This window comes from Parabacteroides massiliensis (assembly GCF_900155425.1).
GTDB lineage: Bacteria > Bacteroidota > Bacteroidia > Bacteroidales > Tannerellaceae > Parabacteroides > Parabacteroides massiliensis.
Genome location: NZ_LT700189.1, coordinates 1,561,614 through 1,586,842 on the forward strand (window position 1 = coordinate 1,561,614; position 25,229 = coordinate 1,586,842).

Here is a 25,229-nt window from a genome sequence, read left to right on the forward strand (position 1 = left end):
ATGGTAAATAACTATTTACCCGGACTATTAATAATGAATGAAATGAAAAAATTAGCAGCTCCGCTACTCATACTATTTTTTATCGTGCTCAACCTGTTGTCGTGCGACGGGCTGGACGAAAACTATTCGAGTAACCCCAACCACCGGCTGAGCTTCTCGGTCGACACGCTTTCTTTCGATACGGTGTTCGCCACGATTGGTTCCGCAACCAAAGAGTTCATGATCTACAACCGCAACGACCAGCCGTTGCTGATCAGCGAGATACTGTTGGCAAGCGGTGAAGAGACAGGTTTCCGCATCAATGTGGACGGGCGTAAAGGCGACCATTTCCAAGATGTAAGGATACAGGCCAACGACAGTTTGTATGTATTCGTGGAAGTCACCGTCAATCCGAATGCATCCAACCAGCCGTTGCTGGTAGACGACTCGGTCATCTTCACCACAAACGGCATCAAACAATCTGTCCGCCTCGAAGCATACGGGCAAAATGTAAACCTATATAAAAACGGGCTCATCCTGACACAAGACACCCGTTTCACAGCCGAACGGCCCTATCTCATATACGACAGCCTTGTGGTATCTCCCGACGTCACACTCGAAATCGATCCGGGCGTAACTTTCTATATGCACGACACGGCGAAAGTCATCACCTACGGGACTTTGCTGGCCCAAGGAACACACGAAAATCCGATCGTCTTCCGCGGAGACCGCCTCGATTTCATACTGAACGACATACTGCCCTACGACCGGACACCGTCGCAGTGGGGAGGCATCTTCTTCCGCTCGGAAAGCTACAACAATATAATGGACAATGTAATCGTGCGAAACGGGAAAACAGGACTGACGTTCGAAAAATCGTCTCCTGACGAATCCAAGCTGAAATTAAACAACTCTCAGATCACGAATATGGGAGAGAATCTGTTCTTCGCACTCGATTGCAACATAGAAGTGACCAACACGGAATTGACGAATGCCGGAGGAGGCGTCGTCGTGCTGATTGGCGGAGAATACAAGTTTATCCATTGTACGCTTGCCAATTTCATGACATTGGAAAAACGAACCACGTCTTGTCTCACGATGGCGAACAATGCAAATAATGAGGCTCATCCCCTCAACGCGACATTCGACAATTGCATTATCGACGGCAGTTTCGATGCCGGCAAGGAAGAATACAAAGGGGAGCTCAATCTCTCCATCGACGGCGCAGCTTCAATCGAATACATCTTTAACCATTGCGTGGTTAAGACGAACGGCAACAACAATGATCACTTCAAAGAGGTACTGTTCACAAACGTCAGTCCTTCCTACAGGCTAAAGGGTGGCGAAAAGAACAAATACCGCTTTGATTTCCGGCCGGATTCGCTGACGACTTTAGGAGTAGGGAAAGCCGATATCTTCGTCACACAGCAATATCCGGTGGACCGCTACGGCATAAATCGCCTGGCAAACGACGGTCCCGATATCGGAGCCTACGAATTCGTTCCGAAAGAAGAGGTCTCCCAATAACAACGATATGGCCCGAATCTTAACTATGACATTTTTTATCCTGGCACTGTTTTCCTTGTCTTCATCCGGACAGGCAGACTTTCGCGTGATGAGCTATAACGTCGAAAACCTCTTCGACACGGAAGACGACCCGCTTACCGCCGACAACGACTTCCTTCCCTCCGGCAACCGCCATTGGACACCCGGACGGTTTTATCACAAATTGCAGCAACTGGCAAAAGTCATCACCGCTGCCGGCGAATGGAGCACCCCCGCTTTGATCGGACTTTGCGAAGTAGAAAACGATTCCGTGCTTGTCCGCCTCCTGAACTCCACCCCGCTCCGCCGGCAACACTATCGCCATTGCATGACGCACGGACAAGACAGGCGAGGCATCAACGTGGCATTGCTCTACCAACGGGACAAGTTCCGCTACCGAGGACACACGGAGCACCCGGTCCGCTTTACCCGCCGACGCCACAAACAGACCCGTAACATCCTGCATGTATGGGGAGAGGTGATTACCGGAGACCGGCTCGATGTTTTTGTCTGCCACTTTCCCTCCCGTTACGGAGGAGAAAAAGAAAGTGAACCGGACCGCTTGGACGCAGCACGTACCCTGCGCATATTATGCGATTCGATCCATAGCCTCCGTCCCGCCCCGCACATCCTGATCATGGGAGATTTCAATGACACGCCGGACGACACAAGCGTCCGGGCTATATTGCATGCCCATCCGTTTCCGGCTCCATGCCTACCCGCTTCCGGTTCCATGCCTGTGGAACTCCGGACAGAGACTTGTCCGCCTCTCCACCTGTATAACCTATTTGCCGGAAACAGGCAGGTTGTACCTCCGGGTAGCCACAAATATCAAGGAGAATGGAGCCAGTTAGACCAAATCATCCTGTCGTCTTCTCTCACCGACACCGCCTCCCGGATGCAACTCGTCCCGGAAAGTGCCCGTATCTTCGCCCCGCCATTCCTACTGACAAAAGACAAAACCTGGCGCGGCGAACGTCCTTTCCGTTCTTATTACGGTTTCAAATACGAAGGCGGCTACAGCGATCATCTCCCCTTGCTCGTCGACTTTCTACTATTGAAATAAATGATTACTTTTGTTTTCCTAAATACACATAATATGAACAAGCTATACATCGCCATACTGGCTTTTTGCATACAGACAATAAGTGCCCAACAACTCCGCCAGCCATTCGATTTTCCGATTTTGCTGAGTGGAAACTTCGGTGAATTACGCAGCAATCACTTTCATTCCGGAATAGATTTCAAGACACAAGGTGTCGAAGGAAAACCGATCCATGCCGTACAGGAAGGATACGTCTCCCGCATATCCGTCAGCCCGTGGGGATACGGGAACGCACTATACCTGACACATCCGGACGGGACGACAACCGTCTACGCACATCTGCAACGGTTCGCACCCTCCATCGCCCGATACCTCAAGGAGCAGCAATACGAACAGGAAAAATTCAACGTAAACCTCTCTCTCACCCCGGATCGCCTTCCGGTCAAGAAAGGGGAAATCGTCGCCTATAGTGGAAACACAGGAAGTTCGGGCGGCCCGCACCTTCATTTCGAAGTGCGCGACACGGAAAGCGAAGATGTCCTCGACCCGATCGAATATTTCAAGGAGAAGATAACCGATACTCGTGCCCCCCAAATACAAGGCATACTGGTCTGCCCGCAACCGGGCAAAGGAGTGGTCAATGGCAGTAGCCGTAAACTGGAGCTAAAACCAGTCACGGCCAAAAACGGCAAGCAAACCATTACCGGCAAGCTCGAAGCATGGGGAGAGATCGGACTGGCGATCAAAGCTTACGACTATATGGACAACACAACCAACATCTACGGAGTGAAAGAGATCACCCTCCGTCTGGACAACCAGACAATCTACCATAGCAACCTGGATCGCTTTGCATTCGACGAAACCCGCTACCTGAACAGCTACGTCGATTATGAGGAATGGACAAACCGCCAATCTTTCTATATGCGCAGTTTCGTAGAACCGGGCAACCGGCTTCGCTTCAGCGAAAGCATCAATAGGGGAATCATTCGCATCGAAGAAGAGAAGACGTACCATCTCACGTACACGCTTGCCGATGCCTTCGGCAACACGACTCGCCTATCCGTTTGGATAGAAGGGAAGGAACAGGAGATTCCGGAAATCGAGACTGATGGCACAGAGTTGTTTCATTGGATAACCGACAACCGGTTCGGTGCAAAAGGCATCCGGATGACGATTCCGAAAGGCAACCTCTATGACGATCTTTATTTCCGCTATTCGGTAAAAGAAGACAGTACGGCACTGGCAGACACGCACATGCTGCATAACCACCCCGTCCCGCTTCACAGCTCGGCCCAGTTATCTCTGCGTTTACGGATCGACACATTGGAAAACAAACGGCAATATGGTATCGTCAGCATCCGGAAAGGCCGCCAATCCTGGATCGGCGGTACCTATCGTAACGGCTGGATCGACGGAACGATCAAAGAACTGGGCAATTATACGATTGGGCAAGACCTCCAAGCGCCGACGATCACCCCGTTGGGAGCCCAAACATGGATCAGCAAACAAGCATTCGTTTTCCGCCTGTCCGATAACCTGAGTGGCATACAAACCTACCGGGGAGAGATAGACGGGCAATACGTCCTGTTCGAAATGAACAGCAGATCAGTCATCACCTACAAGCTCGACAAGGAACGGCTCGACAGAGGAAAACATACCCTCAAGCTAACGGTTACGGATGCTGCCGGAAACCGGTCGGAATATACGCATCCCTTCGTCTGGTAGAGGGCGTACCGGCTGTTCCTAAATCCACATCCGGACACGGCACACTCGCAAAAAAGAAATCAATCACAGACCGGACTCCCGATATGGATCAGTCTTTTTTTTCATATTTGCGATAAATTCTTGCTATTAAACCGGATTCGGTTTGAATGTCTGACAAAAATATCCAGTCCTTTCACTTGGATGTTTCCTGACTTTCTGTATCTTTGTTCATTCTAAAATTAAAAGCAAGACATATAGGTCATGGAAAACAAGGAACTGTTAGAAAAGGTAAGAAGCAAGGCACAAAGCTGGCTTACTGAAAGTTATGACGCTGATACACGTGCACAGGTGCAGGCTCTGTTAGACAATGAAGATCCGACGGAACTGATCGAATCGTTCTACAAAGACCTGGAATTCGGTACAGGTGGTTTGAGAGGCATCATGGGAGTAGGTTCAAACCGCATGAATATCTATACGGTAGGAGCTGCCACACAAGGCTTATCCAACTATCTGAAAAAGGAATTTGCCAATTTGAGCCAAATCAAAGTTGTCATCGGCCATGACTGCCGCAACAACAGCCGCAAATTTGCTGAAATCTCTGCTGACATTTTCTCTGCAAACGGTATCAAGGTTTATCTGTTCGAAGACCTTCGCCCGACTCCTGAAATGTCATATACCATCCGTAAGTTGGGATGCCAGAGCGGTATTATCCTGACTGCTTCGCACAATCCGAAAGAATATAATGGATACAAGGCCTATTGGGACGATGGCGCCCAGATGATCGCTCCGCACGACAAGAACACGATTGCCGAAGTCAACAAAATCCGCAATGCCAGCGAAATCAAATTCGAAGGCAACAAGGAACTGATCGAAATCATCGGCAAGGAAATCGACGAACAATATATCAACGACTTGACAAAAATATCCTTGTCACCGGAATCCATCGCCCGCCACCACGATATGAAGATCGTCTACACGCCGATCCACGGAACAGGCGTGACGGTTATCCCGCCGACATTGAAAGCGTTCGGTTTCACGAATATCATCCACGTTCCCGAACAGGACGTAGTAAGCGGTGACTTCCCTACCGTCGTTTCCCCCAACCCGGAAGAACCGGCCGCTTTGGCTCTGGCTGTTGAGAAAGCCAAGGAAACGGATGCCGAACTGGTATTGGCTTCCGACCCGGATGCAGACCGCGTAGGTGCAGCCGTTAAGAACAACGACGGCGAATGGGTATTGCTGAACGGCAACCAGACTGCTTTGATGTTTGTCTACTACCTCATCACCCGCTGGAAAGAACTCGGCAAAATCAACGGCAAAGAATATATCGTGAAGACAATCGTCACGACCGAATTGATCCGTACGATCGCTGAAAAGAACGGTGTCGAAGTGTATGACGTTTACACCGGTTTCAAATGGATTGCCGATGTCATGAAGAAGAACGAAGGCAAAAAGAACTATATCGGTGGCGGTGAAGAAAGCTACGGTTTCCTGTGTGAAGATTTCGTTCGTGATAAAGACGCTGTTTCCGCTTGTGCCATCCTAGCCGAGATTGCAGCTTGGGCTAAAGATCAAGGCATCACGATGTACCAATTGTTGCAAAACATCTATGTACAGTATGGTTTCTCCAAAGAAAAAGGCATCTCTGTCGTAAAGAAAGGAAAGAGCGGCGCTGAAGAGATCGAAGCCATGATGAAACATTTCCGCGAAAACCCGTTACTGGAAATTGCCGGTTCCAAAGTCACTCTGTTCTACGACTATGCCTCCCTGAAAGGCAAAGACTATGTAGAAAACGAAACATTGATATTGGATATGCCGACTACTTCCAATGTACTGCAATATTTCACCGAAGACGGCACGAAAGTTTCTATCCGTCCTTCCGGCACAGAGCCCAAAATCAAGTTCTATTGCGAAGTCCATTCCAAAGTGAAGAGTCTCGACGAACTGCCGGCCGCTGAAAAAGCCGGAGCAGAAAAGATCGAAGCGATCAAGGCCTCATTGGGAATCTAAACCCGCCATATTCTCAAAGACGGTATGTTAAAATGTACTTGTTCACGTGCTTGGCGCGGAAACAAGTACATTTTAACATACCGCCTTTTTTATCTATATTCTTTCTTCCACAATTTTCTGCAGATACCCTAAAATATCTTTACGCCCCTCTTCTGTGCATTGAAACATTTGACCGCCACAAATACCACATTTACTGCATCATAGAAAAAAGGGAAGTCAAACCAAACAACTTTCCTTGATTTTCCACCTCTACCAACCATAGTTCTTTCTGAACTGAGATGAATTGTCAAAGAAAAAATTAACAATTGTACAAGCTCTGCTCAAACGTGTTCGCAAACATACGGGTAATTTTTAAATAATACAAACATTAGGAACTTTTATTTGCAAACAAAAAATATTTGGCAAGCATAATTCTTAGGATATATCCGTAGTTCAGAAAGTACTAAGTTACTAATACAAATTAATTTAATATTTATTATGCATTGTCTTTTTAATACCTCGTAATTTCAAAAGTTTCGTATAAAACTATTTTTCAATCTATTACTATAATGTTTAATCAAATACACAACAAAGATGCGAAAACAATACTTATTTTTTATAACACGAACCAACCTGATCTCAATTCTGTTAGTGCCATTTACAACTCAATTATTCGCACAGAATATGACGATCACTGGTGTCGTTAAAGACCAGTCAGGTGAACCTTTGATTGGCGTAAATGTGATGGAAAAGGGGACGACCAATGGTTCCATTACAGACATAGACGGGAAATACAGTGTTTCTACCACAGGTAAAAAACCAATTCTTGTATTCTCTTACATAGGATATGTATCTCAAGAAGTCCCTGTAGGCAACCAGAAAGCAATCAATGTAACAATGAAAGAAGATACGGAAGAACTGGAAGAAGTGGTTGTTATCGGTTACGGCACGGCAAAGAAGAAAGATTTGACCGGAGCGATTTCACGCGTAAAGACAGAGAAATTAGAAACCGAAGCACCGCGTTCCGTTCAAGACTTGTTGCGTGCCAGCGCTTCCGGTTTGTCGATCTCAATGTCAACAGATGCCGCCGGTACTGCCGACCTGCAAATACGTGGAAAGAATTCTTTGAAAGCAGGATCCTCTCCTTTGTTGGTTTTGGACGGTGTTATCTATGACGGATCTTTACAAGACATCAACCCGTTGGATATCGAGAACATCGATATTTTGAAAGACGCCAGCTCTGTTGCCGTTTATGGAGCAAAAGCCGCCAATGGCGTTGTTGCCATCACCACCAAAAAAGGAAAAACAGGAAAACCGATAATTTCATTCAATACCAACATCGGTATGGTAAGCAACGCACGTCTGCCTAAAACCGTTGATGGTGCAGGATTCATCAAATTCAGACAAGAATATGGCGAAAGCTTGATGACGGAAGCCGAAATGGCCGCACAGCCGGGTAAGTTTGCAGATCCGCGTAGCTTGTCGGCTGCCGGTATCGATCCGTTGGCATGGTATAACTATGACCAGAAAACCCCTGTTTCTGCTTTGCCAGATGAAAAGACTATGATCAACAAATGGTTGACCCGTTTGAACTTCAAGACTATCGAAATGGAGAACTACTTAAACGGAATCGAAACCGATTGGGACGATGTTGTTTATCAGACCGGATTACAACAAGATTATACGGTTAGCATTTCAAACCGCAAAGATGACTTTTCATACTATTGGTCTTTGGGTTATGCAGACCGTGAAGGCGTAAAAGTGGGTGACCGCTATCGTAACTTCCGTTCTCGTTTGAATTTGGAATCAAAAGTGACTTCTTTCCTGACAGTCGGTGTAAACACACAATTCGCAACCCGCGTAGGAGGATATCTGGCAGCCGATGTAGACCAACGCGAACACAACTCGCCTTACACGACAAACGATATCGACATATTGGACAGTCCGTATCGCATGTACCCGTCTGGTGATAACAATACGAAGAACCCGTTCTTCGATAACTTATATCGTGACAGACGTGACATCAACCACGACTTCAATGCAAACTTGTATGCAATTGTCAAATTACCGTTCGGCTTGGAATATCAGATGAATTTCACTCCCCGTTACCACTGGTACGAATATATGAACCACGAATCATCCGAACATCCGGAATGGGCAGGTGATGGCGGTAAATCCGAACGTAAAAATGAAAAGACATTCAACTGGCAGGTCGATAATATTGTCCGTTGGAGAAAAGAATTCGGTCAAGATCATCGAATTGAAGCGACTTTCCTGGCAAATGCCGAAAAAGGACAATTCTGGCAGACAGTGGCAAGCAACAAACTTTACTCTCCGAGTGATGTATTAGGTTACCACAATATAGGTGCAGGTACAGCTCCGTCTGTTTCCAGCAACGACACATATAAGACCGGTGACGCTCTGATGGGACGTTTGTTCTACTCTTTCAAAGACAAATATATGTTGACAGCTTCTGTTCGTCGTGACGGTTATTCGGCATTCGGACAGATGAACCCGCGTGCAACCTTCCCGGCTGTCGCTTTGGGTTGGGTATTCACCTCTGAAAAGTTCATGGAAAATTCATCCAACTGGTTGAATTATGGTAAATTGCGTTTCTCTTGGGGACAAAACGGTAACCGCGACATCGGCCAGTACGAAGCATTGGCTCAGTTGAACTCCGGAGCTTATACTTATATCGATGCAAGCGGAAATGTATATCTGACTTCTCAAGTATACATCAACCGTATGCCTAACAGCAAATTGAAATGGGAACGGACAGAATCTTACAACATTGGTTTGGACTTCTCTTTGTTCGGAGACAAATTGAGCGGTAGCGTCGAAACTTATATGGCTGAATCTAACGATTTGCTGGTGAACCGTTCATTGCCTTCTATCTTGGGATATTCAAGTGTAATGGCCAACCTGGGAGCTTTGACAAACCGTGGTTTCGAACTTTCGTTAAATGCCAATCTGATCAACCATGACAATTTTGCATGGAATTCAAGCGGAACGTTCTCTTTCAACCGCCGGAAGATCAAACATCTTTATGGCGATGTTGAAGAGGTCAAAGACGACGATGGAAACGTGATCGGATATAAAGAAGCCGATGACTATCAGAACCAATGGTTCATCGGTCACGATACCGAACAGATATGGGATTACGAACGTGACGGCGTTTGGCAGCTGGGCGAAGAAGAAGAAGCATCCAAATACGGCAACAAACCGGGAGACTTCAAGTATATCGACCAAAACGGTGATGGCGTACTGGACACGAAAGACAAGGTATTCCAAGGCTACAAGACTCCGCGGTATTATTGGTCTTGGCGTAACGAATTCACATTCTACAAGAATTTAAGCCTTTCATTCATGATGTATTCGCATGTAGGGCAATACGGCACATTCAACCGTGCAGCCAATACAGGCGGTATGTACGACCGTTATACGATTGTCGACATTCCACGTTGGACAGTCGACAACCCGACAAACGATTATGCCCGCATCGGTTCGACCAACAAGGGTAACAATTATGTAAAGAAAACGTTCGTCCGTATGGAAAACATCACCTTGTCTTATAATGTTCCCAAGAACTTGCTGAAAAAGATTGCAGTGCAAAACATGCGTTTCTCCGTAGCAGTCCGTAATCCGTTCGTGATTACCGGTTGGGATTTCGGAGATCCGGAAGGTGGTGACACAACTTTGCGTACAGTGAACTTCGGTGTGAACTTTACTTTATAATTAAACCTGATAAAATATAATAAGATTATGAATATCAATAAGAAAAAATATATAGTCCTGGCATTGGCCACATTGCCTATGCTTAATTCTTGTAGTGAGAGTTGGTTGGAGCCGAAGCCTCTGTCTTTCTACTCACCTGAAAACACATACGTGAATGCCGAAGGACTTTATGCCGCTTTAACGGCCTGCGAACGTAACATGCGTCATGAATATTTCGGTGACGGCGCCCCGATCCTGACGGAAATGTTTCTGACCGACCTTGCCGTACACGGAAAGACTGACGAAAGTGCTTCTTTGGTCGATCTGGATAACGAAATGTTACCCGCCCGTACGAAAAACGACATGAAAGGTAAAAACAAATGGTACTGGGAAGAAGGATTCAAGGGCATCAAATATGCCAATATCGCCATCAGCCGTTTGGATGCTGCCAAATACAAAGACGAAGCTGAACGGAAGGCCGTATTGGGAGCCGCTTATTTCCAGCGTGCCTATCGTTATTACAAACTGACACACCAATTCGGTGATGTTCCTTATCTGAACAAAGAAATCACCGAGCCGAAACTGGACTTCTATACTTATGACCGTTGGAGCATTTTGGAACAGTGCAAAAAAGACATGGAATATGCCTACCAGTGGGTACCGGAAGTTCAACCGCGCGGACGTGCCAACAAAGACGCTTGCGGTGTCTTGTTGATGAAGTTCTGCATGGCCACCGGCGATTTTGACCGGGCCATCGAAGTCGGCAAGGAAGTTGTAAGCCGCCATCCGTTGATGACACAACGTTTCACAAGCAACAAGACAAAAGCCAACACCAACCTGATGCATGATTTGCACAGCGTGGAAGCCAAAGTCGACATGTCGAACACGGAAGGTATCATGTATGTAGTTGCTCACCCGTCGACCACTCCGCTGGACGGTAGCAACCGTATCTACACGATGCGTAACGGATTGCCTTACTGGGCTAAAGGTGGTGCCATCAAAACTCCGGACGGAAAGACCGGAACCGCCATTACACCAGACAAGGCAGACAAGAATACGGATATCGACAACGACTCCAAGTATGGCCGTGGAATCGGTACTTGCCGCCCGACCAATTATTACCAGTATGACATCTGGACCGACAAGGAAAAGAACGACCTTCGCGGCCCGTTCAACCATGACAGCTGGAAACGTATGGAAGACTTGCGTTACAACGATGCCGGCTTGAAGAAATCGAATAATCCCTATTACGGACAAAACCTGGTTCGCCCGGTCGACCTGTCCGTTGCCGACTCTATCCGTTGCTGGTATATGTGGCCGCACTACAAACTGTTCGTGCCGGATCCAACGAAGACTCAAGACCTCCAGGGTGGCGAAACACCTTGGTACATCTATCGCTCGGCCGAAGTTTATTTGATGATGGCAGAATGTTACTACTGGAAAGGCGATGCTGCTAACGAAGCAGCCATGCTGAACGTTGTTCGTGAACGTGCAGGAGCTGAGCCGCTGAGTGGAAACGTCGGTATCGCCGAAGTACTGGCCGAACGCGCTCGTGAGCTGTACTACGAAGAAAACCGCCATGTAGAATTGGTTCGTATTTCTTACCTGTATGCCAAGACAGGAAAAGCTTGCGAAGCATTGGGCGGACGGACTTACAAGTTGGATAACCTGTGCGGACCTGGCGGTGTAGGCACAAACTGCAAGGATGCCGGCGTAAACTTCTATTTCGACTGGGTAATGGCTCACAACAATTTCTTCAACAAGGGTGTTAAAATCCCGAACGGAGAATACCGCATGAGTGTACACCATATTTTATGGCCGATTCCCGAAACAGCCATCACAACCAACACGGGTGGCGTGATCAACCAGAACATCGGTTATCCGGGAGCAGAAAACAACATCGAACCTTTAAAGGTCGAACCGGCTGATCCGGATATTTGATAACTCAGGAAAAAGCGCGCATAACAACAACAGCGCATAAGAGGCACATCGCCAAGGGGAGACGATAAACAACATATTTATCACTCCCCTTGAGATGTGCCTCTTTCTTTTAATAATACACAACTAATCTTCTTTCAAATCTTTCGCACCAAAACAAAGAGGCAACAACGATTCGGCACTATCCGCCACCACCACCTCTTTCGTCCCGCACAGCAAAATCTTCATGGACCTGCCATAACGCTGCTCCGTCTCCAACAAAACCTGGCGACAGGCGCCGCAAGGAGAAATGCTCTCGACCCGGCGGCCATTCGTGGCGGCAGCAACGGCAAGGGCGACAACGGGCTTATCCGGATATCGATGGCCGGCATGAAACAACGCTACCCGCTCCGCACACAGGCCGGAAGGATAAGCGGCGTTCTCCTGATTGCTGCCGGTAACGATCGTGCCGTCTTCCAACAGGGCTGCCGCACCGACATGAAACTTCGAATAAGGCGCATACGACTGCCCGGTCGCTTTTATGGCCGCTTCCATCAACGGCAATTCCCTGTCCGGCAATTCGGCAAGGGGATAAATACGGATTCTTGTTTCCAACTTGATCTCTTTCATGAAATAGCTTTTTAATGATACAAGCAAAAATAAAGAAAAAGCCAGAGAAAGGCCTGCTACAGCAGAGAAAAACGAAACCGGAAAGGCAGTTATCTCTTTCCCCGCAATAAAGCATAGGATTAGTGAGGCTAAAGCATAGGGTTACGAGTGCTAAAGCATAGGGTTATGAAACAAATTATATATCTTTGCCGTTAAATAGAACTACATATAACGAATCTGTCATGCGATTAACATTACGAATCCTTTCCCTGCTATTGGTGCTGTCCGTTACCGGAACAGCGTTTGGAGCCAGCCAACGGAAAGTGCCGGCATACGAAAAGTATATCAAACAATACAGCGGTTTAGCAGTCCAACATCAGAAAAAGTACCGGATCCCGGCAAGCATCACGCTCGCGCAAGGGCTATTGGAATCGGGAGCCGGCCGAAGCGAACTGGCACGCAAATCGAACAACCATTTCGGCATCAAGTGCCATTCCGACTGGCGGGGCGGGCGCATCTACCACGATGATGACCTACGTGGAGAATGTTTCCGCAAATACTCCGACCCGAAGCAGTCTTACGAAGACCACGCCCGTTTTCTGGTCGACCGTCCCCGCTATGCTTCCCTGTTCAAACTGAAAATAACCGACTATAAAGGCTGGGCAAGAGGTTTGCAAAAATGCGGATATGCAACAGACCGTGCATACGCCAACCGGCTGATCAAGCTGATCGAAGATTATGACCTGTACAGGTACGACACGGCAAAAAGCGGCAAAAAAACAGGCAAGCAACCGACACGCATCGCCCGCTACACGGTCTACCGCACAAACGGCCTGCTGTACGTTCATTCCAACGGCAGAGACAATTTCGACGACATAGCCGCCAGCCTCGGCTTCCAGGTGAAAGACCTGAAAAAATACAACGAAGTGCCGGAAGATTTCCCGTTACAGAAAAACGATATCGTTTACCTGGAAAAGAAAAAGAAGAAAGCAGACAAGCCCTATTACGACCATGTCGTACAAGTAGGCGAGTCCATGCACAGCATCGCACAGAAATACGGAATACAGATCAAGAGCTTATATAAGATGAATAAAAAGCACAAAGATTATATCCCCGAAGAAGGAGATGTGCTAAAACTTAGATAAGTAAGACAAAAAAATAGTATCTTTGCAGCATAATTCACAAAAACAATGAGTGACCAACGTTATAACCTACGCGGTGTATCCGCTTCGAAAGAAGATGTTCATAACGCGATAAAGAACATCGACAAGGGAATCTTTCCCCAAGCATTCTGTAAGATCATTCCCGATATCCTGGGAGGCGATCCCGAATATTGCAACATCATGCATGCCGACGGAGCCGGAACCAAGTCCTCTCTGGCTTACCTGTACTGGAAAGAGACAGGAGACTTGTCCGTATGGAAAGGTATCGCGCAAGATGCTTTGATAATGAATATCGACGACCTGCTGTGCGTGGGCGCCGTAGACAACATATTGGTATCCTCCACCATCGGACGCAACAAGCTGTTGATTCCTGGTGAAGTGATCTCCGCCATCATCAACGGGACAGACGAACTGCTGGCCGAACTCCGCGAAATGGGAGTCGGTTGCTATGCGACAGGCGGCGAAACGGCCGATGTAGGCGACCTGGTCCGTACCATCATCGTCGACAGTACGGTTACCTGCCGCATGAAACGCGCCGACGTGATCGACAATGCGAACATCCGTCCGGGCGACGTGATCGTCGGGTTGGCTTCTTTCGGACAGGCCACTTACGAGAAAGAATACAACGGCGGCATGGGAAGCAACGGGCTGACCAGCGCACGTCATGACGTATTTGCCAAATACCTGGCAGAAAAATACCCGGAGAGTTTCGACAAGGCAGTTCCCGACGAACTGGTTTACAGCGGCGGCTTAAAGCTGACCGACCCTGTAGAAGGATCACCGCTGAACGCTGGCAAGCTGGTGCTTTCTCCCACGCGGACCTATGCGCCGGTAGTCAAAAAACTATTGGATGCCTTGCGTCCGGATATCCACGGGATGGTACACTGCTCTGGCGGCGCACAAACCAAAGTGATGCATTTCATCGGAAACAATTGCCGCGTGGTCAAGGACAACATGTTCCCCGTTCCTCCTCTGTTCAAGACGATCAAGGAACAGAGCGGCACGGCCTGGGACGAGATGTACAAAGTGTTCAATATGGGGCACCGCCTGGAAGTCTATCTTTCTCCGGAACATGCGGAAGAGGTGATTGCCATCAGCAAATCATTCAATATCGACGCACAAATTGTCGGCCGCGTAGAAGAAAGCGATAAGAAGGAACTGATTATAAAAAGCGAGTTCGGTGAGTTCATATATGGCTGAGAATAATACGCTATTAGAGAAACTGGACGGATTGGTATCGCGCTTCGAAGAGGTATCGACGCTCATCACGGACCCAGACGTCATCGCCGACCAGAAAAGATACGTCAAGCTCACGAAAGAATATAAGGAGCTGAACGAAATCATAAAAGCCCGTAAGGAATACATGCAATGCCTCAACGGATTGGAAGAGGCCCGTCTGATGATGAGCGAAACCGATCCTGAGATGAAGGAAATAGCCCGCGAAGAAGCGGCAGCCTGCGAGGCGCGTATTCCGGAACTGGAAGAGGAGATCAAGCTGCTACTCGTGCCCGCCGACCCGCAGGACGACAAAAATGCCATTGTCGAAATACGTGGCGGAACAGGCGGCGACGAAGCTGCGCTCTTTGCCGGAGACCTGTATCGGATGTACGTGAAGTACTGCGAGGCGAAAGGCTGGAAAGTAGCCCTGTCCAGTTGTAGCGAAGGGGCAGCCGGCGGTTTCAAGGAAATTATCTTTACCGTGAGCGGAGAAAAGGTGTACGGGACCCTTAAATACGAATCGGGCGTGCATCGCGTACAACGTGTGCCGGCTACCGAGACACAAGGACGCGTGCACACATCGGCAGCGACCGTTGCCGTCTTGCCCGAAGCAGACGAGTTTGACGTGGAAATCAACGAAGGCGAAATCAAATGGGACACGTTCCGTTCGGGTGGAGCCGGAGGACAGAACGTAAACAAGGTCGAGTCAGGCGTCCGCCTGCGCTATGTCTGGAAGAACCCGAATACCGGCGTAAGCGAAGAGATCCTGATCGAATGTACCGAAACACGCGACCAGCCGAAGAACAAGGAACGCGCCCTTACGCGCCTGCGTTCGTTCATTTATGACAAGGAGCACCAGAAATATCTGGATGACATTGCCCACAAACGTAAGACGATGGTCTCTACCGGAGACCGCTCGGCGAAAATCCGTACCTACAACTATCCGCAAGGACGCATCACCGACCATCGTATCAATTACACGATCTACAATCTTTCGGCCTTTATGGATGGGGATATACAAGGATGCCTCGATCAGCTGATCGTGGCCGAGAACGCTGAACGCCTGAAAGAGTCTGAACTATAACATCATTTTTAGACTAATTTTTTTACACGTAACAACATGAACAAACAGCAATTATTCGAAAACATCAAGAAGAAGCAGTCCTTCCTTTGCGTGGGGCTCGACACAGATATAAAGAAGATCCCGCAGCACCTGCTGTCTGAAGAAGATCCTATCTTCGCTTTCAACAAAGCAATCATCGACGCGACAGCCGGCTATTGCGTGGCTTATAAACCGAACCTGGCCTTCTATGAAAGTTTGGGCGTAAAAGGCATACAATCGTTCGAAAAAACGGTTGCCTATCTGCGTGAGAACTATCCCGACCAGTTCATCATCGCCGATGCGAAACGCGGGGATATCGGAAACACATCCGAGATGTACGCCCGCTCCTTCTTCGACCATATCAAGGTCGATGCCGTAACGGTCGCTCCGTATATGGGCGAAGACAGCGTAAAACCGTTCCTGATCTATCCGGAAGCGTGGGTGATCCTGCTGGCGCTGACTTCCAACAAAGGTTCGCACGATTTCCAGTTAACAGAAGATGCAAACGGCGAACGGCTGTTCGAAAAAGTATTGAAAAAGTCGCAGGACTGGGCTACGGACGAACAGATGATGTACGTAGTAGGCGCTACCCAGGGAAAGATGTTCCTGGATATCCGCAAACACGCTCCCAACCACTTCCTGTTGGTTCCGGGCGTAGGCGCACAGGGCGGAAGCCTCGCCGAAGTGGCCCAGTACGGCATGAACGACCAATGCGGACTGCTGGTAAACTCTTCCCGTGCGATCATATATGCAGACAAAACGGAGAATTTTGCCAACGCAGCGCGTGAAGCAGCCATGGCCGTTCAACGCGAAATGGCAGGATATCTGCACGATAAAGGAATTATTCCCTGCAAAGCATAGGCTATCCCAATAATTTTCACCATTTTTGCAAACTGCCTCGAAACAAATTCGGGCAAATTGCATTTGATATACATATAATAAGATTAAGTAATGGAGTTTTCAGCCCAACAAATAGCGAGCGTTTTAGGTGGAACCGTCGAAGGCGACCCGGAAGTGAAAGTCAACAACTTCTCAAAGATAGAAGAAGGCAAACCAGGGACATTGACCTTCCTGGCAAACCCCAAATATGAACATTTTATCTATAAGACAGAAGCAAGCATTGTTTTAGTCAACAATGACTTCACGCCCGCCGAGCCGGTAAAAGCCACCTTGGTCAAGGTAGCCAATGCCTATGCTGCGCTCGCCATCCTGCTGAATATGGTGGAACAGGCTAATGTCAAGAAGGCAGGCATAGACGCGACGGCGTTCATCGCCGGTTCGGCAACGGTCGGCGAAGGATGTTATGTCGGCAACTTTGCCTACATCGGCGAAGATGTGAAGATAGGCAAGAACAGCCGCATTTATCCGCACGCTTATATCGGCGACCATGTGACCGTCGGCGATAACTGTACGATCTATCCGCACGTGACCATCTACAACGGTTGCATAATCGGCAACAACTGCATCCTGCATGCCGGAAGCGTGGTCGGGTCGGATGGTTTCGGTTTCGCTCCCGAAGGCGAGAACTACAAGAAAATACCCCAGTTGGGGAATGTCATACTGGAAGACGACGTCGAAATCGGGGCCAACACCACGATAGACCGCGCTGTCATGGATTCGACCATCATCCGCCGGGGTGTCAAGCTGGACAATCTGGTGCAGATTGCTCACAACGTGGAAGTCGGTGAAAATACGGTCATGGCGGCCCAGGTGGGCATTGCCGGTTCCGTTAAGATCGGCAGCCATTGCATGTTCGGCGGCCAGGCCGGGTTGTCAGGCCATATCCACGTGGCGGACCATGTGGTCTTCGGCGCACAATGCGGCGTGATCAGCGATGTAAAAGAACCGGCGACCCTCTTAGGCGCACCGGCCATCAATGCAAAGGCGTTCATGCGCTCCAGTGCAATCTTCAACCGCCTGCCGGACATGTACCGCCAGATGGGACAGATGCAACGTGAGATAGAACGACTTAAATTGGCTATTGGCAATGCGCACAATTGCCAATGAATAAATCATAAATTATAAATCATAAATCATATAGATCGTATGCAGAAACAGAAGACGCTTGCCACAAGTTTCTCTATGCAAGGAAAAGGGTTGCATACAGGTTTGGATATTCAGATCACTTTCCACCCTGCACCCGAAAATCATGGATACAAAATCAAACGTGTCGACCTGGAAGGAGAACCCGTAATCGATGCTGTCGCTGAAAATGTAGCCGGGACCCAAAGAGGAACCGTACTTTCCAAAAACGGGATCCAGGTAAGTACCATTGAACATGCGATGGCCGCTTTATATGCCTACGAAATAGACAACTGCCTGATAGAGGTGAATGCACCCGAATTCCCGATTCTCGACGGCAGTTCCCGTTTCTTCTGTGAAGAGATACAGAAAGCCGGTTCCGTAGAACAAAACGCACCGAAAGATTATTATATCGTAAAGCACAAGATTGAAGTCAAGGATGAAGAAACAGGTTCGTCTCTCGTCATCCTGCCGGACGACAAGTTCAGCGTCAACGTCCTGATTTCTTTCAATTCGCCCGTTCTGTCCAACCAGTTCGCCACGCTGAACGACCTGAGTGAATTCCCGACAGAACTGGCTGCTTCCCGTACATTCGTGTTTGTACGCGAAGTAGAGATGCTGTTGCAGAATAACCTGATCAAAGGTGGTGACCTCGACAATGCGATCGTTATCTATGACCAGAAAGTGTCGCAGGAAGTACTCGACAACCTTGCCGACAAACTGTCTATCCCGCATAAGGACGTACAAGACTTAGGATACATCAACAACAAACCGCTGGTGTTCGACAACGAACCGGCACGCCACAAACTGATCGACGTGATCGGTGACCTGGCATTGATCGGCAAACCGATCCGCGGCCGCGTTATCGCCACCCGTCCTGGACATAAGATCAACAACCAGTTGGCACGCATGATCCGCAAAGACATCAAGCTGAACGAAGTCCAGGCTCCCGTCTATGATCCGAACAGCACTCCGGTTATGGACATCAACCGTATCCGCGAACTGCTCCCGCATCGTTACCCGTTCCTGTTGGTCGACAAGATCATCGAAATCGGTGGCAACTATATCGTGGGTGTGAAAAACATTACGAGCAACGAACCGTTTTTCACAGGCCATTTTCCCCAGGAACCGGTTATGCCGGGCGTACTGCAAATAGAGGCGATGGCTCAGACCGGCGGCCTGCTCGTCCTGAATTCGGTAGACGAACCGGAACGCTATTCCACTTATTTCATGAAGATCGACGGTGTCAAATTCCGCCAGAAAGTCGTTCCGGGCGATACGCTGATCCTCCGTCTGGAGTTGCTGGCTCCCATCCGCCGTGGCATTTCAACCATGAAAGGATATGTATTCGTAGGCGATAAGTTGGTCAGCGAAGCCGAGTTTATGGCACAAATCGTAAAAAATAAATAAATCAATGATTTATGGTTTCAGATTTATGATTTATAGTAACGACAAGATACGATAAACCATAAATCCGAAATCATAAACAATAAATCATAAATCATTATGAACATATCCCCTTTAGCAGTCGTTCATCCAGAGGCTAAAATCGGTCAGAACACAACGGTCGATCCTTTTGCCGTAATCGAGAAAGATGTCGTAATCGGTGATAATTGCCGGATCTATTCGCATGCGACTATTTTAGACGGTGCCCGGATCGGCAACAATTGCCAGGTATTTCCCGGAGCCGTTATTGCCGGTATCCCTCAAGACCTGAAATTTAAAGGAGAAATTACAACCGCCGAAATAGGGAACAACACCATTCTCCGCGAATGCGTGACCGTCAACCGCGGTACAGCCTCCAAAGGCAAAACTGTTGTCGGCAACAATTGCCTGATTATGGCTTATTCTCATATCGCCCATGATTGCTTGCTGAAAGACAATATCATAATCGGCAATGCTTCACAGATAGCCGGTGAAGTCGAGATCGATGACTTCGCCATCGTCAGCGGTGGCAGCCTGGTTCACCAGTTCTCCCGCATATCCAAACACGTCATGATCCAGGGCGGTTCCCGTATCGGCAAGGATATCCCTCCTTACACACTGATCGGACGTGACCCGATCGTGTACTGCGGCATCAATATCGTAGGGTTGCGCCGTCGCGGATTTACCAACAGCCAAGTGTTCCTGATCCAGGATATCTACCGTACGCTTTACACACGCGGCCTCAACAATACGGAAGCCTTGAAAGCCATCGAAACCGAATACGAGCCCAGCGAAGAACGGGATCTGATCCTGAACTTCATCAAATCATCCCAACGCGGTATCGTCAGAGGTTCGATCGATGAATAAATAATGTGCCAATATGCCAATAGGGAAATGAATTTAATTGGCATATTGGCACATTATTTTATTGGCACATTATTTTTATTTTACTACTTTTGAACCGACAAAAAACTAATAACGACTATGGTATTTAGATTTCTAATTCTATCAGATGAAGTTGACGACTTCAAACGTGAGATCAAGATTGACTCGGAAGCGACATTTCTGGATTTGTACAATGCCATTATGGATTCTGTTGGGTATACAAAAGATCAGATGTGCTCTTTCTTTATCTGCGATGACGACTGGAGCAAGAATACAGAAATCACGCTGGTTGAAATGGATACCACTTCCGAAGTGGACAACTATATAATGGAAGATACACGTCTGGAAGAACTTCTTGAGGACGAACATCAGAAGTTGCTTTTCGTCTTCGATTATATGACCGAACGTGCTTTTTTCATGGAACTCCGCGAAATCATCCCCGGTAAAGACCTGGACAAACCCGTGTGCAGCAAATCCATCGGTAAAGCACCTGTTCAGATCATGTCGTTCGACGAAATAGACACCAAAGCAAGCAACACCGATATAGGGGAAGACTTCTACGGTGACTCCGAATACGATATCGACGAACTCGACAAAGAAGGCTTCGACGGGCTTGGCGACGGGCCAATGGATAACCCGTACGACGAATTCAATTGACAAATGGTCAATTCTCTTGTCATCCTTTTGGGGCCGACAGGAGTCGGCAAGACGGAACTGAGCCTGCGCATAGCGGAACATTTCGGTTCTCCGATCATTTCTTCCGACTCCCGTCAGCTTTACAAAGAACTTCCAATAGGCACAGCCGCCCCTACGGCTGAACAGATGGCACGCGTACGCCATTATATGGTCGGCACATTGTCACTCACCGATTACTACAGCGCAAGCAATTTCGAAGAAGACGTGATATCCCTGCTCAGGGAACTCCATCAGACACACTCTACCGTCGTTATGACGGGTGGTAGTATGATGTATATCGATGCCGTTACGAAAGGAATCGACGACATCCCTACCGTCACCCCCGAAATCCGAGCAACCATCTACAAGCAATTTGAAGAAGAGGGCCTTGCCCCTATCCTTGCCGAGTTGAAGGAAGCCGATCCTTTGCATTACGAAGAGGTGGACCGAAACAACTACAAACGAGTGATCCACGCCGTAGAAATCTGCCGCATGACAGGCAAACCCTATTCTTCTTTCCGCACCAATACCCGCAAAGAACGTCCTTTCCGGATCATCCAGATAGGGCTTACCCGTGATCGCGAAGAACTCTACGACCGCATTAACCGCCGTGTAGACCAAATGATGGCCGACGGTATGCTGGAAGAAGCACGCCACGTCTATCCTTTTCGCGAATTGAACTCCCTCAACACGGTCGGCTACAAAGAACTGTTCAAATACTTGGATGGCGAATGGACATTAGACTTCGCTATAGAAAAGATAAAACGCAACTCCCGCGTTTATGCCCGTAAACAAATGACCTGGTTCAAACGGGACCCTGATATCCGATGGTTCCATCCGGATGAAGAAAAAGCAATACTGGACTATCTGGATCAACAAAATTTATAAAAAAAACGACGAAGTTCTGATAGAACTCCGTCATTTTTTTGGCAAATATATGCAATATTTTACAAGTATAAATTATTCTTGCATACAAGTATTGACCGTTAATCAAATTTAACCATTTAGATAACCCAGAACGATCAAGGAATTATTCAAAAAGTTACAAAACCATACTATTTCCATATCAAACAGAAAGAAAACCTAAAAAAACGCCATAGTTCTATCAGAACCACGTATAAAACAAAAATAAATAGCGCCAAGAATATCCTCTTTCTATTTCACATAGGATATAATGGTCAAGAAAAATCAAACAACATTCTTTTAAATTATAATTCTATGTTGAAAAAGTCAATTTTAGTAAATGCCATTTTGCTGACAGGTACTTTAGCTGTACCGGGAGGAGCTTGGGCAGACACAGCTCCGGTAAAGCAAAATGTCAGCATTTCCCAACAGAACGGGAAAGTCACATGTATAGTGGAAGATTCATTCGGCCCAGTAGTCGGAGCTTCCATAGTAATAAAGGGAACGACCAACGGAAACGTATCCGACAGTAACGGCCAAGTCATTTTGGAAGGCCTGAAACGAGGCGATATTATCCAAGTCTCCTTTATCGGGTATATAACACAGGAAATCCCCTACACCGGACAAACCGACATCAAAATCGCCCTGAAAGAAGATTCTCAAGCACTGGAAGAAGTAGTCATCGTCGGGTATGGCACGCAGAAGAAAGAAAGCTTGACGGGTGCATTGCAGACTCTGAAAAAAGAAAAGCTGACGGATATCACGACACCTTCAGTTGAAAACATGTTGAATGGTAAGATCTCAGGTGTGTATGTAGCACCGGGTTCTGGGCAACCAGGAGCAAGCGGCGCCGTAGTAGTGCGTGGAAAAGCAACACTGAATGGTTCGACTGCTCCCTTATGGGTAATCGATGGGGTAATTGTCGGAGATGGTGCCGGACTATTGAATCCGTCTGATATCGAAACGATGACAATCCTAAAAGACGCAGCATCCACAGCTATCTACGGTTCGGAAGGTGCTAACGGGGTTATCCTTGTAACGACCAAATCCGGACGAAGTGGAGATCTACAGGTTAGTGCATCTGCCAAGTTAGGAATCAGTACATTAAATAATGGTAATATGCAAATGATGGATGGTGCAGAATTGTATGACTATTTTGCTTCATTCAGCAATGCCGAAACACTCAATTTTCCACGTTGGAATCCCGAATTACGGAATTCAAACTTCGATTGGTGGGATCTGGCTACTCAAACCGGATTCACACAGGAGTATAACATTTCACTTTCCGGTGGAACCGATAAGATCAATTCCTACTTTTCTTTAGGTTACTATGATGAAGAAGGAGCTGTGAAAGGATACGACTATTCCCGTTATAACTTCCGTTACAAATCGAATTATAAACCTTTTAAATGGCTAACAATTAAACCGTCCATATCGGGTGCTATGCGTGATGTAACTGATGCGCAATATTCGGTTACTGCAATGTATTCTATGCTCCCATGGGATAGTCCATACGATGAGAACGGTAATCTGGTTCCTCATTACTATTCGGGTTGGGTAAACAATACGCCGACAAACTACTTATTAGATTTGTCATACGGAAATCATACAGACTATAAAACATATGAGTTTTTAGGGAATGTTGATTTCGACATAAAAATAACCGATTGGTTGACTTTCCATTCCGTGAACAGTTATAAATACCAAAATTATTATTATCATTCTTATACAGACCCTCGCAGTAGCGGTGCATCAGGCGTAAATGGTCGTATTGACGAATATCAGAGTAATATGGTTCGACGCTATACCAACCAGTATTTGTCATTCAGTAAGCAGTTCAACAAACATTCGATAGAAGCCGTATTGGCATATGAGTTTAAAGACTACCAAAGTAAAGTCGTTCAAGCCAAAGGAACCGGTTTTGCTCCAGGATTCGAGGTGTTGGATGTAGCAGCTTTACCTGAAGCGACAAAAGGCAGTTTGAGCGAATCGGCTATACAGTCATATTTTGCCCGTGCCAACTATTCATATGATAATAAATATGTAGCAGAAGTTTCTATTCGTCGCGATGGTGCATCCAATTTCGGGGATAATGCCCGATACGGTAATTTCTATTCTATAAGTGGCGGTTGGAATATCCACCGTGAAAATTGGTTTAAAGCCGACTGGGTAGATATTTTAAAAGTACGTGCATCATATGGTACAATGGGAAACAGACCGGGAGTACTTTATCCACAATACGCGCTTTATTCAGTCTCCGCCAATTATAACGGCGTGCCTGCAACACTGATCAATCAAGTTGGAAATCCGGACTTAACCTGGGAGCAAACTTCTACGTTCGGTATCGGTTTGGACGCGAATCTTTTTAGCAACCGTTTACGTATTTCACTCGATTACTATAATAAATACACGACCGATGTCTTATATAAGACACCAGTATCCGGATTAACCGGTGTTACCAGTCGTTGGCAGAATGTTGGTGAAATCAGTAACAAAGGTATTGAACTGACAATCGGAGGAAACATCATCCAAACAAAAGACTGGAATTGGAGCTTGGAAGCCAATATGGGGCATAATAAGAATATCGTAGAAAAATTGTATGGCGATGATCCAGAAATGCAAATTATAGGTGGTGGAGATATTAATATTGCAGGTACTGCAAGTAAGATTCTTAAAGCAGGTTACAGCAGCGATGCCTTTTTTATACAAGAATGGGCAGGTGTCAATCCTGAAACAGGTGCAGCTCAATGGTATACGACAGCCGAAAATGGCAGCCGGGTTCTTACTGAAGATTATGCTAAAGCCGACCGGGTTATTTGCCCACCTTCCACACCAAAGCTATTTGGAGGTTTCAACACTTCTATTAGTTGGAAAAGTATAGACTTTAATGCCGTATTCGGTTTTTCAATCGGAGGAAAGATTTACAATTACTCCCGCTTGGAATACGATTCTGATGGCACTTATACAGATCGCAACCAGATGAAGTTAAAGGATGGTTGGAGCCGTTGGGAAAAACCCGGCGATATTGCGACTCATCCGGTAGCTTCAATGGACAATCTATCCCAGTCCAATAAAGCATCTACTCGCTTTCTGGAAAACAGCGATTATTTGAAACTCCGTTCACTGAGTATCGGATATAACATGAGTTTGCCTCAATATCATATTCAGAATCTACGTGTATTCTTTAGCGGAGAAAATTTATTGACTGTTACTGGTTATTCCGGTGTTGATCCAGAAATTCCAGCAGATGAAAATTCGGTTATCGGTTCTGCGGGACCTGCTGTTTATCCATCTACCCGCAAATACATGTTTGGTCTTAATTTAACTTTTTAAC

The 25,229-nt window shown here is 47.2% G+C and carries 17 protein-coding genes; 16 read left to right on the top strand and 1 reads right to left on the bottom strand.

The features are described from left to right. Positions 1-42 precede the first annotated feature (42 nt). The 6 genes from BQ9893_RS06610 to BQ9893_RS06635 all read left to right on the top strand — a co-directional run bounded on the left by BQ9893_RS06610 (position 43) and on the right by BQ9893_RS06635 (position 11,917). Entirely contained in the window at positions 43-1,506 is a 1,464-nt protein-coding gene (locus BQ9893_RS06610; RefSeq protein WP_075965448.1) for a right-handed parallel beta-helix repeat-containing protein, read from the top strand. 7 nt (positions 1,507-1,513) lie between these two features. Next, positions 1,514-2,590 carry an endonuclease/exonuclease/phosphatase family protein gene (locus BQ9893_RS06615; RefSeq protein ID WP_075965277.1) on the top strand — a complete coding sequence of 359 codons (1,077 nt, stop codon included), beginning with the start codon at positions 1,514-1,516 and terminating at the stop codon, positions 2,588-2,590. 33 nt (positions 2,591-2,623) lie between these two features. After that, positions 2,624-4,294: a M23 family metallopeptidase gene (locus BQ9893_RS06620; RefSeq protein WP_075965278.1), complete on the top strand. Its 1,671-nt coding sequence runs from the start codon at positions 2,624-2,626 to the stop codon at positions 4,292-4,294. 240 nt (positions 4,295-4,534) lie between these two features. Continuing rightward, on the top strand, positions 4,535-6,283 hold the full coding sequence (locus BQ9893_RS06625; RefSeq protein ID WP_075965279.1) for a phospho-sugar mutase: 1,749 nt from the start codon (positions 4,535-4,537) through the stop codon (positions 6,281-6,283). A 573-nt stretch (positions 6,284-6,856) separates the two neighbouring features. Continuing rightward, entirely contained in the window at positions 6,857-9,997 is a 3,141-nt protein-coding gene (locus BQ9893_RS06630; protein ID WP_075965280.1) for a SusC/RagA family TonB-linked outer membrane protein, read from the top strand. Positions 9,998-10,024: 27 nt separating this feature from the next. Further along, positions 10,025-11,917, top strand: a complete 1,893-nt coding sequence (locus tag BQ9893_RS06635) for a RagB/SusD family nutrient uptake outer membrane protein (RefSeq protein WP_075965281.1) — start codon at positions 10,025-10,027, stop codon at positions 11,915-11,917. Between the two features lie 123 nt (positions 11,918-12,040). On the opposite strand, the gene cdd is transcribed toward BQ9893_RS06635, so the two are convergent. After that, positions 12,041-12,523 (bottom strand): cytidine deaminase, encoded by a 483-nt coding sequence (gene cdd / locus BQ9893_RS06640; RefSeq protein WP_075965282.1) that lies wholly within the window; start codon positions 12,521-12,523, stop codon positions 12,041-12,043. Between the two features lie 221 nt (positions 12,524-12,744). Here cdd and BQ9893_RS06645 point away from each other — a divergent pair, with 221 nt between their 5' ends. The 10 genes from BQ9893_RS06645 (at position 12,745) to BQ9893_RS06690 (ending at position 25,228) form a co-directional block, all read left to right on the top strand. Next, complete coding sequence (locus BQ9893_RS06645) at positions 12,745-13,647, top strand: glucosaminidase domain-containing protein (protein WP_075965283.1); 903 nt, start codon at positions 12,745-12,747, stop codon at positions 13,645-13,647. 45 nt (positions 13,648-13,692) lie between these two features. Next, positions 13,693-14,865 (top strand): AIR synthase-related protein, encoded by a 1,173-nt coding sequence (locus BQ9893_RS06650; protein ID WP_075965284.1) that lies wholly within the window; start codon positions 13,693-13,695, stop codon positions 14,863-14,865. Continuing rightward, a complete protein-coding gene (gene prfA / locus BQ9893_RS06655) occupies positions 14,858-15,967 on the top strand; it encodes a peptide chain release factor 1 (RefSeq protein WP_075965285.1) in 1,110 nt (369 codons plus the stop codon). Before BQ9893_RS06650 ends, prfA begins: the two co-directional genes overlap by 8 nt. Positions 15,968-16,003: 36 nt before the next feature. Continuing rightward, positions 16,004-16,846, top strand: coding sequence for an orotidine-5'-phosphate decarboxylase (gene pyrF / locus BQ9893_RS06660; RefSeq protein WP_075965286.1), 843 nt, complete (start codon positions 16,004-16,006; stop codon positions 16,844-16,846). A 90-nt stretch (positions 16,847-16,936) separates the two neighbouring features. Next, the gene (gene lpxD / locus BQ9893_RS06665; RefSeq protein WP_075965287.1) at positions 16,937-17,992 is read left to right on the top strand and encodes a UDP-3-O-(3-hydroxymyristoyl)glucosamine N-acyltransferase; all 1,056 of its coding nucleotides are present in this window, start codon (positions 16,937-16,939) and stop codon (positions 17,990-17,992) included. A 39-nt stretch (positions 17,993-18,031) separates the two neighbouring features. Next, positions 18,032-19,417 carry a bifunctional UDP-3-O-[3-hydroxymyristoyl] N-acetylglucosamine deacetylase/3-hydroxyacyl-ACP dehydratase gene (locus tag BQ9893_RS06670; protein WP_075965288.1) on the top strand — a complete coding sequence of 462 codons (1,386 nt, stop codon included), beginning with the start codon at positions 18,032-18,034 and terminating at the stop codon, positions 19,415-19,417. A gap of 96 nt (positions 19,418-19,513) precedes the next feature. Further along, positions 19,514-20,299 (top strand): acyl-ACP--UDP-N-acetylglucosamine O-acyltransferase, encoded by a 786-nt coding sequence (lpxA, locus tag BQ9893_RS06675; RefSeq protein ID WP_005635926.1) that lies wholly within the window; start codon positions 19,514-19,516, stop codon positions 20,297-20,299. Positions 20,300-20,416: 117 nt separating this feature from the next. Beyond that, the gene (locus BQ9893_RS06680) at positions 20,417-20,974 is read left to right on the top strand and encodes an IS1096 element passenger TnpR family protein (RefSeq protein WP_075965289.1); all 558 of its coding nucleotides are present in this window, start codon (positions 20,417-20,419) and stop codon (positions 20,972-20,974) included. Between the two features lie 3 nt (positions 20,975-20,977). Beyond that, on the top strand, positions 20,978-21,880 hold the full coding sequence (gene miaA / locus BQ9893_RS06685) for a tRNA (adenosine(37)-N6)-dimethylallyltransferase MiaA (protein WP_075965290.1): 903 nt from the start codon (positions 20,978-20,980) through the stop codon (positions 21,878-21,880). Between the two features lie 330 nt (positions 21,881-22,210). Further along, on the top strand, positions 22,211-25,228 hold the full coding sequence (locus BQ9893_RS06690; protein WP_081415383.1) for a SusC/RagA family TonB-linked outer membrane protein: 3,018 nt from the start codon (positions 22,211-22,213) through the stop codon (positions 25,226-25,228). Position 25,229 lies beyond the last annotated feature (1 nt).

Coding starts and splice junctions, on each gene's coding strand:
- BQ9893_RS06610 (WP_075965448.1), top strand. CDS start 43: ATGAAAAAATTAGCAGCTCCGCTACTCATACTATTTTTTATCGTGCTC.
- BQ9893_RS06615 (WP_075965277.1), top strand. CDS start 1,514: ATGGCCCGAATCTTAACTATGACATTTTTTATCCTGGCACTGTTTTCC.
- BQ9893_RS06620 (WP_075965278.1), top strand. CDS start 2,624: ATGAACAAGCTATACATCGCCATACTGGCTTTTTGCATACAGACAATA.
- BQ9893_RS06625 (WP_075965279.1), top strand. CDS start 4,535: ATGGAAAACAAGGAACTGTTAGAAAAGGTAAGAAGCAAGGCACAAAGC.
- BQ9893_RS06630 (WP_075965280.1), top strand. CDS start 6,857: ATGCGAAAACAATACTTATTTTTTATAACACGAACCAACCTGATCTCA.
- BQ9893_RS06635 (WP_075965281.1), top strand. CDS start 10,025: ATGAATATCAATAAGAAAAAATATATAGTCCTGGCATTGGCCACATTG.
- cdd (WP_075965282.1), bottom strand. CDS start 12,523: ATGAAAGAGATCAAGTTGGAAACAAGAATCCGTATTTATCCCCTTGCC.
- BQ9893_RS06645 (WP_075965283.1), top strand. CDS start 12,745: ATGCGATTAACATTACGAATCCTTTCCCTGCTATTGGTGCTGTCCGTT.
- BQ9893_RS06650 (WP_075965284.1), top strand. CDS start 13,693: ATGAGTGACCAACGTTATAACCTACGCGGTGTATCCGCTTCGAAAGAA.
- prfA (WP_075965285.1), top strand. CDS start 14,858: ATGGCTGAGAATAATACGCTATTAGAGAAACTGGACGGATTGGTATCG.
- pyrF (WP_075965286.1), top strand. CDS start 16,004: ATGAACAAACAGCAATTATTCGAAAACATCAAGAAGAAGCAGTCCTTC.
- lpxD (WP_075965287.1), top strand. CDS start 16,937: ATGGAGTTTTCAGCCCAACAAATAGCGAGCGTTTTAGGTGGAACCGTC.
- BQ9893_RS06670 (WP_075965288.1), top strand. CDS start 18,032: ATGCAGAAACAGAAGACGCTTGCCACAAGTTTCTCTATGCAAGGAAAA.
- lpxA (WP_005635926.1), top strand. CDS start 19,514: ATGAACATATCCCCTTTAGCAGTCGTTCATCCAGAGGCTAAAATCGGT.
- BQ9893_RS06680 (WP_075965289.1), top strand. CDS start 20,417: ATGGTATTTAGATTTCTAATTCTATCAGATGAAGTTGACGACTTCAAA.
- miaA (WP_075965290.1), top strand. CDS start 20,978: ATGGTCAATTCTCTTGTCATCCTTTTGGGGCCGACAGGAGTCGGCAAG.
- BQ9893_RS06690 (WP_081415383.1), top strand. CDS start 22,211: ATGTTGAAAAAGTCAATTTTAGTAAATGCCATTTTGCTGACAGGTACT.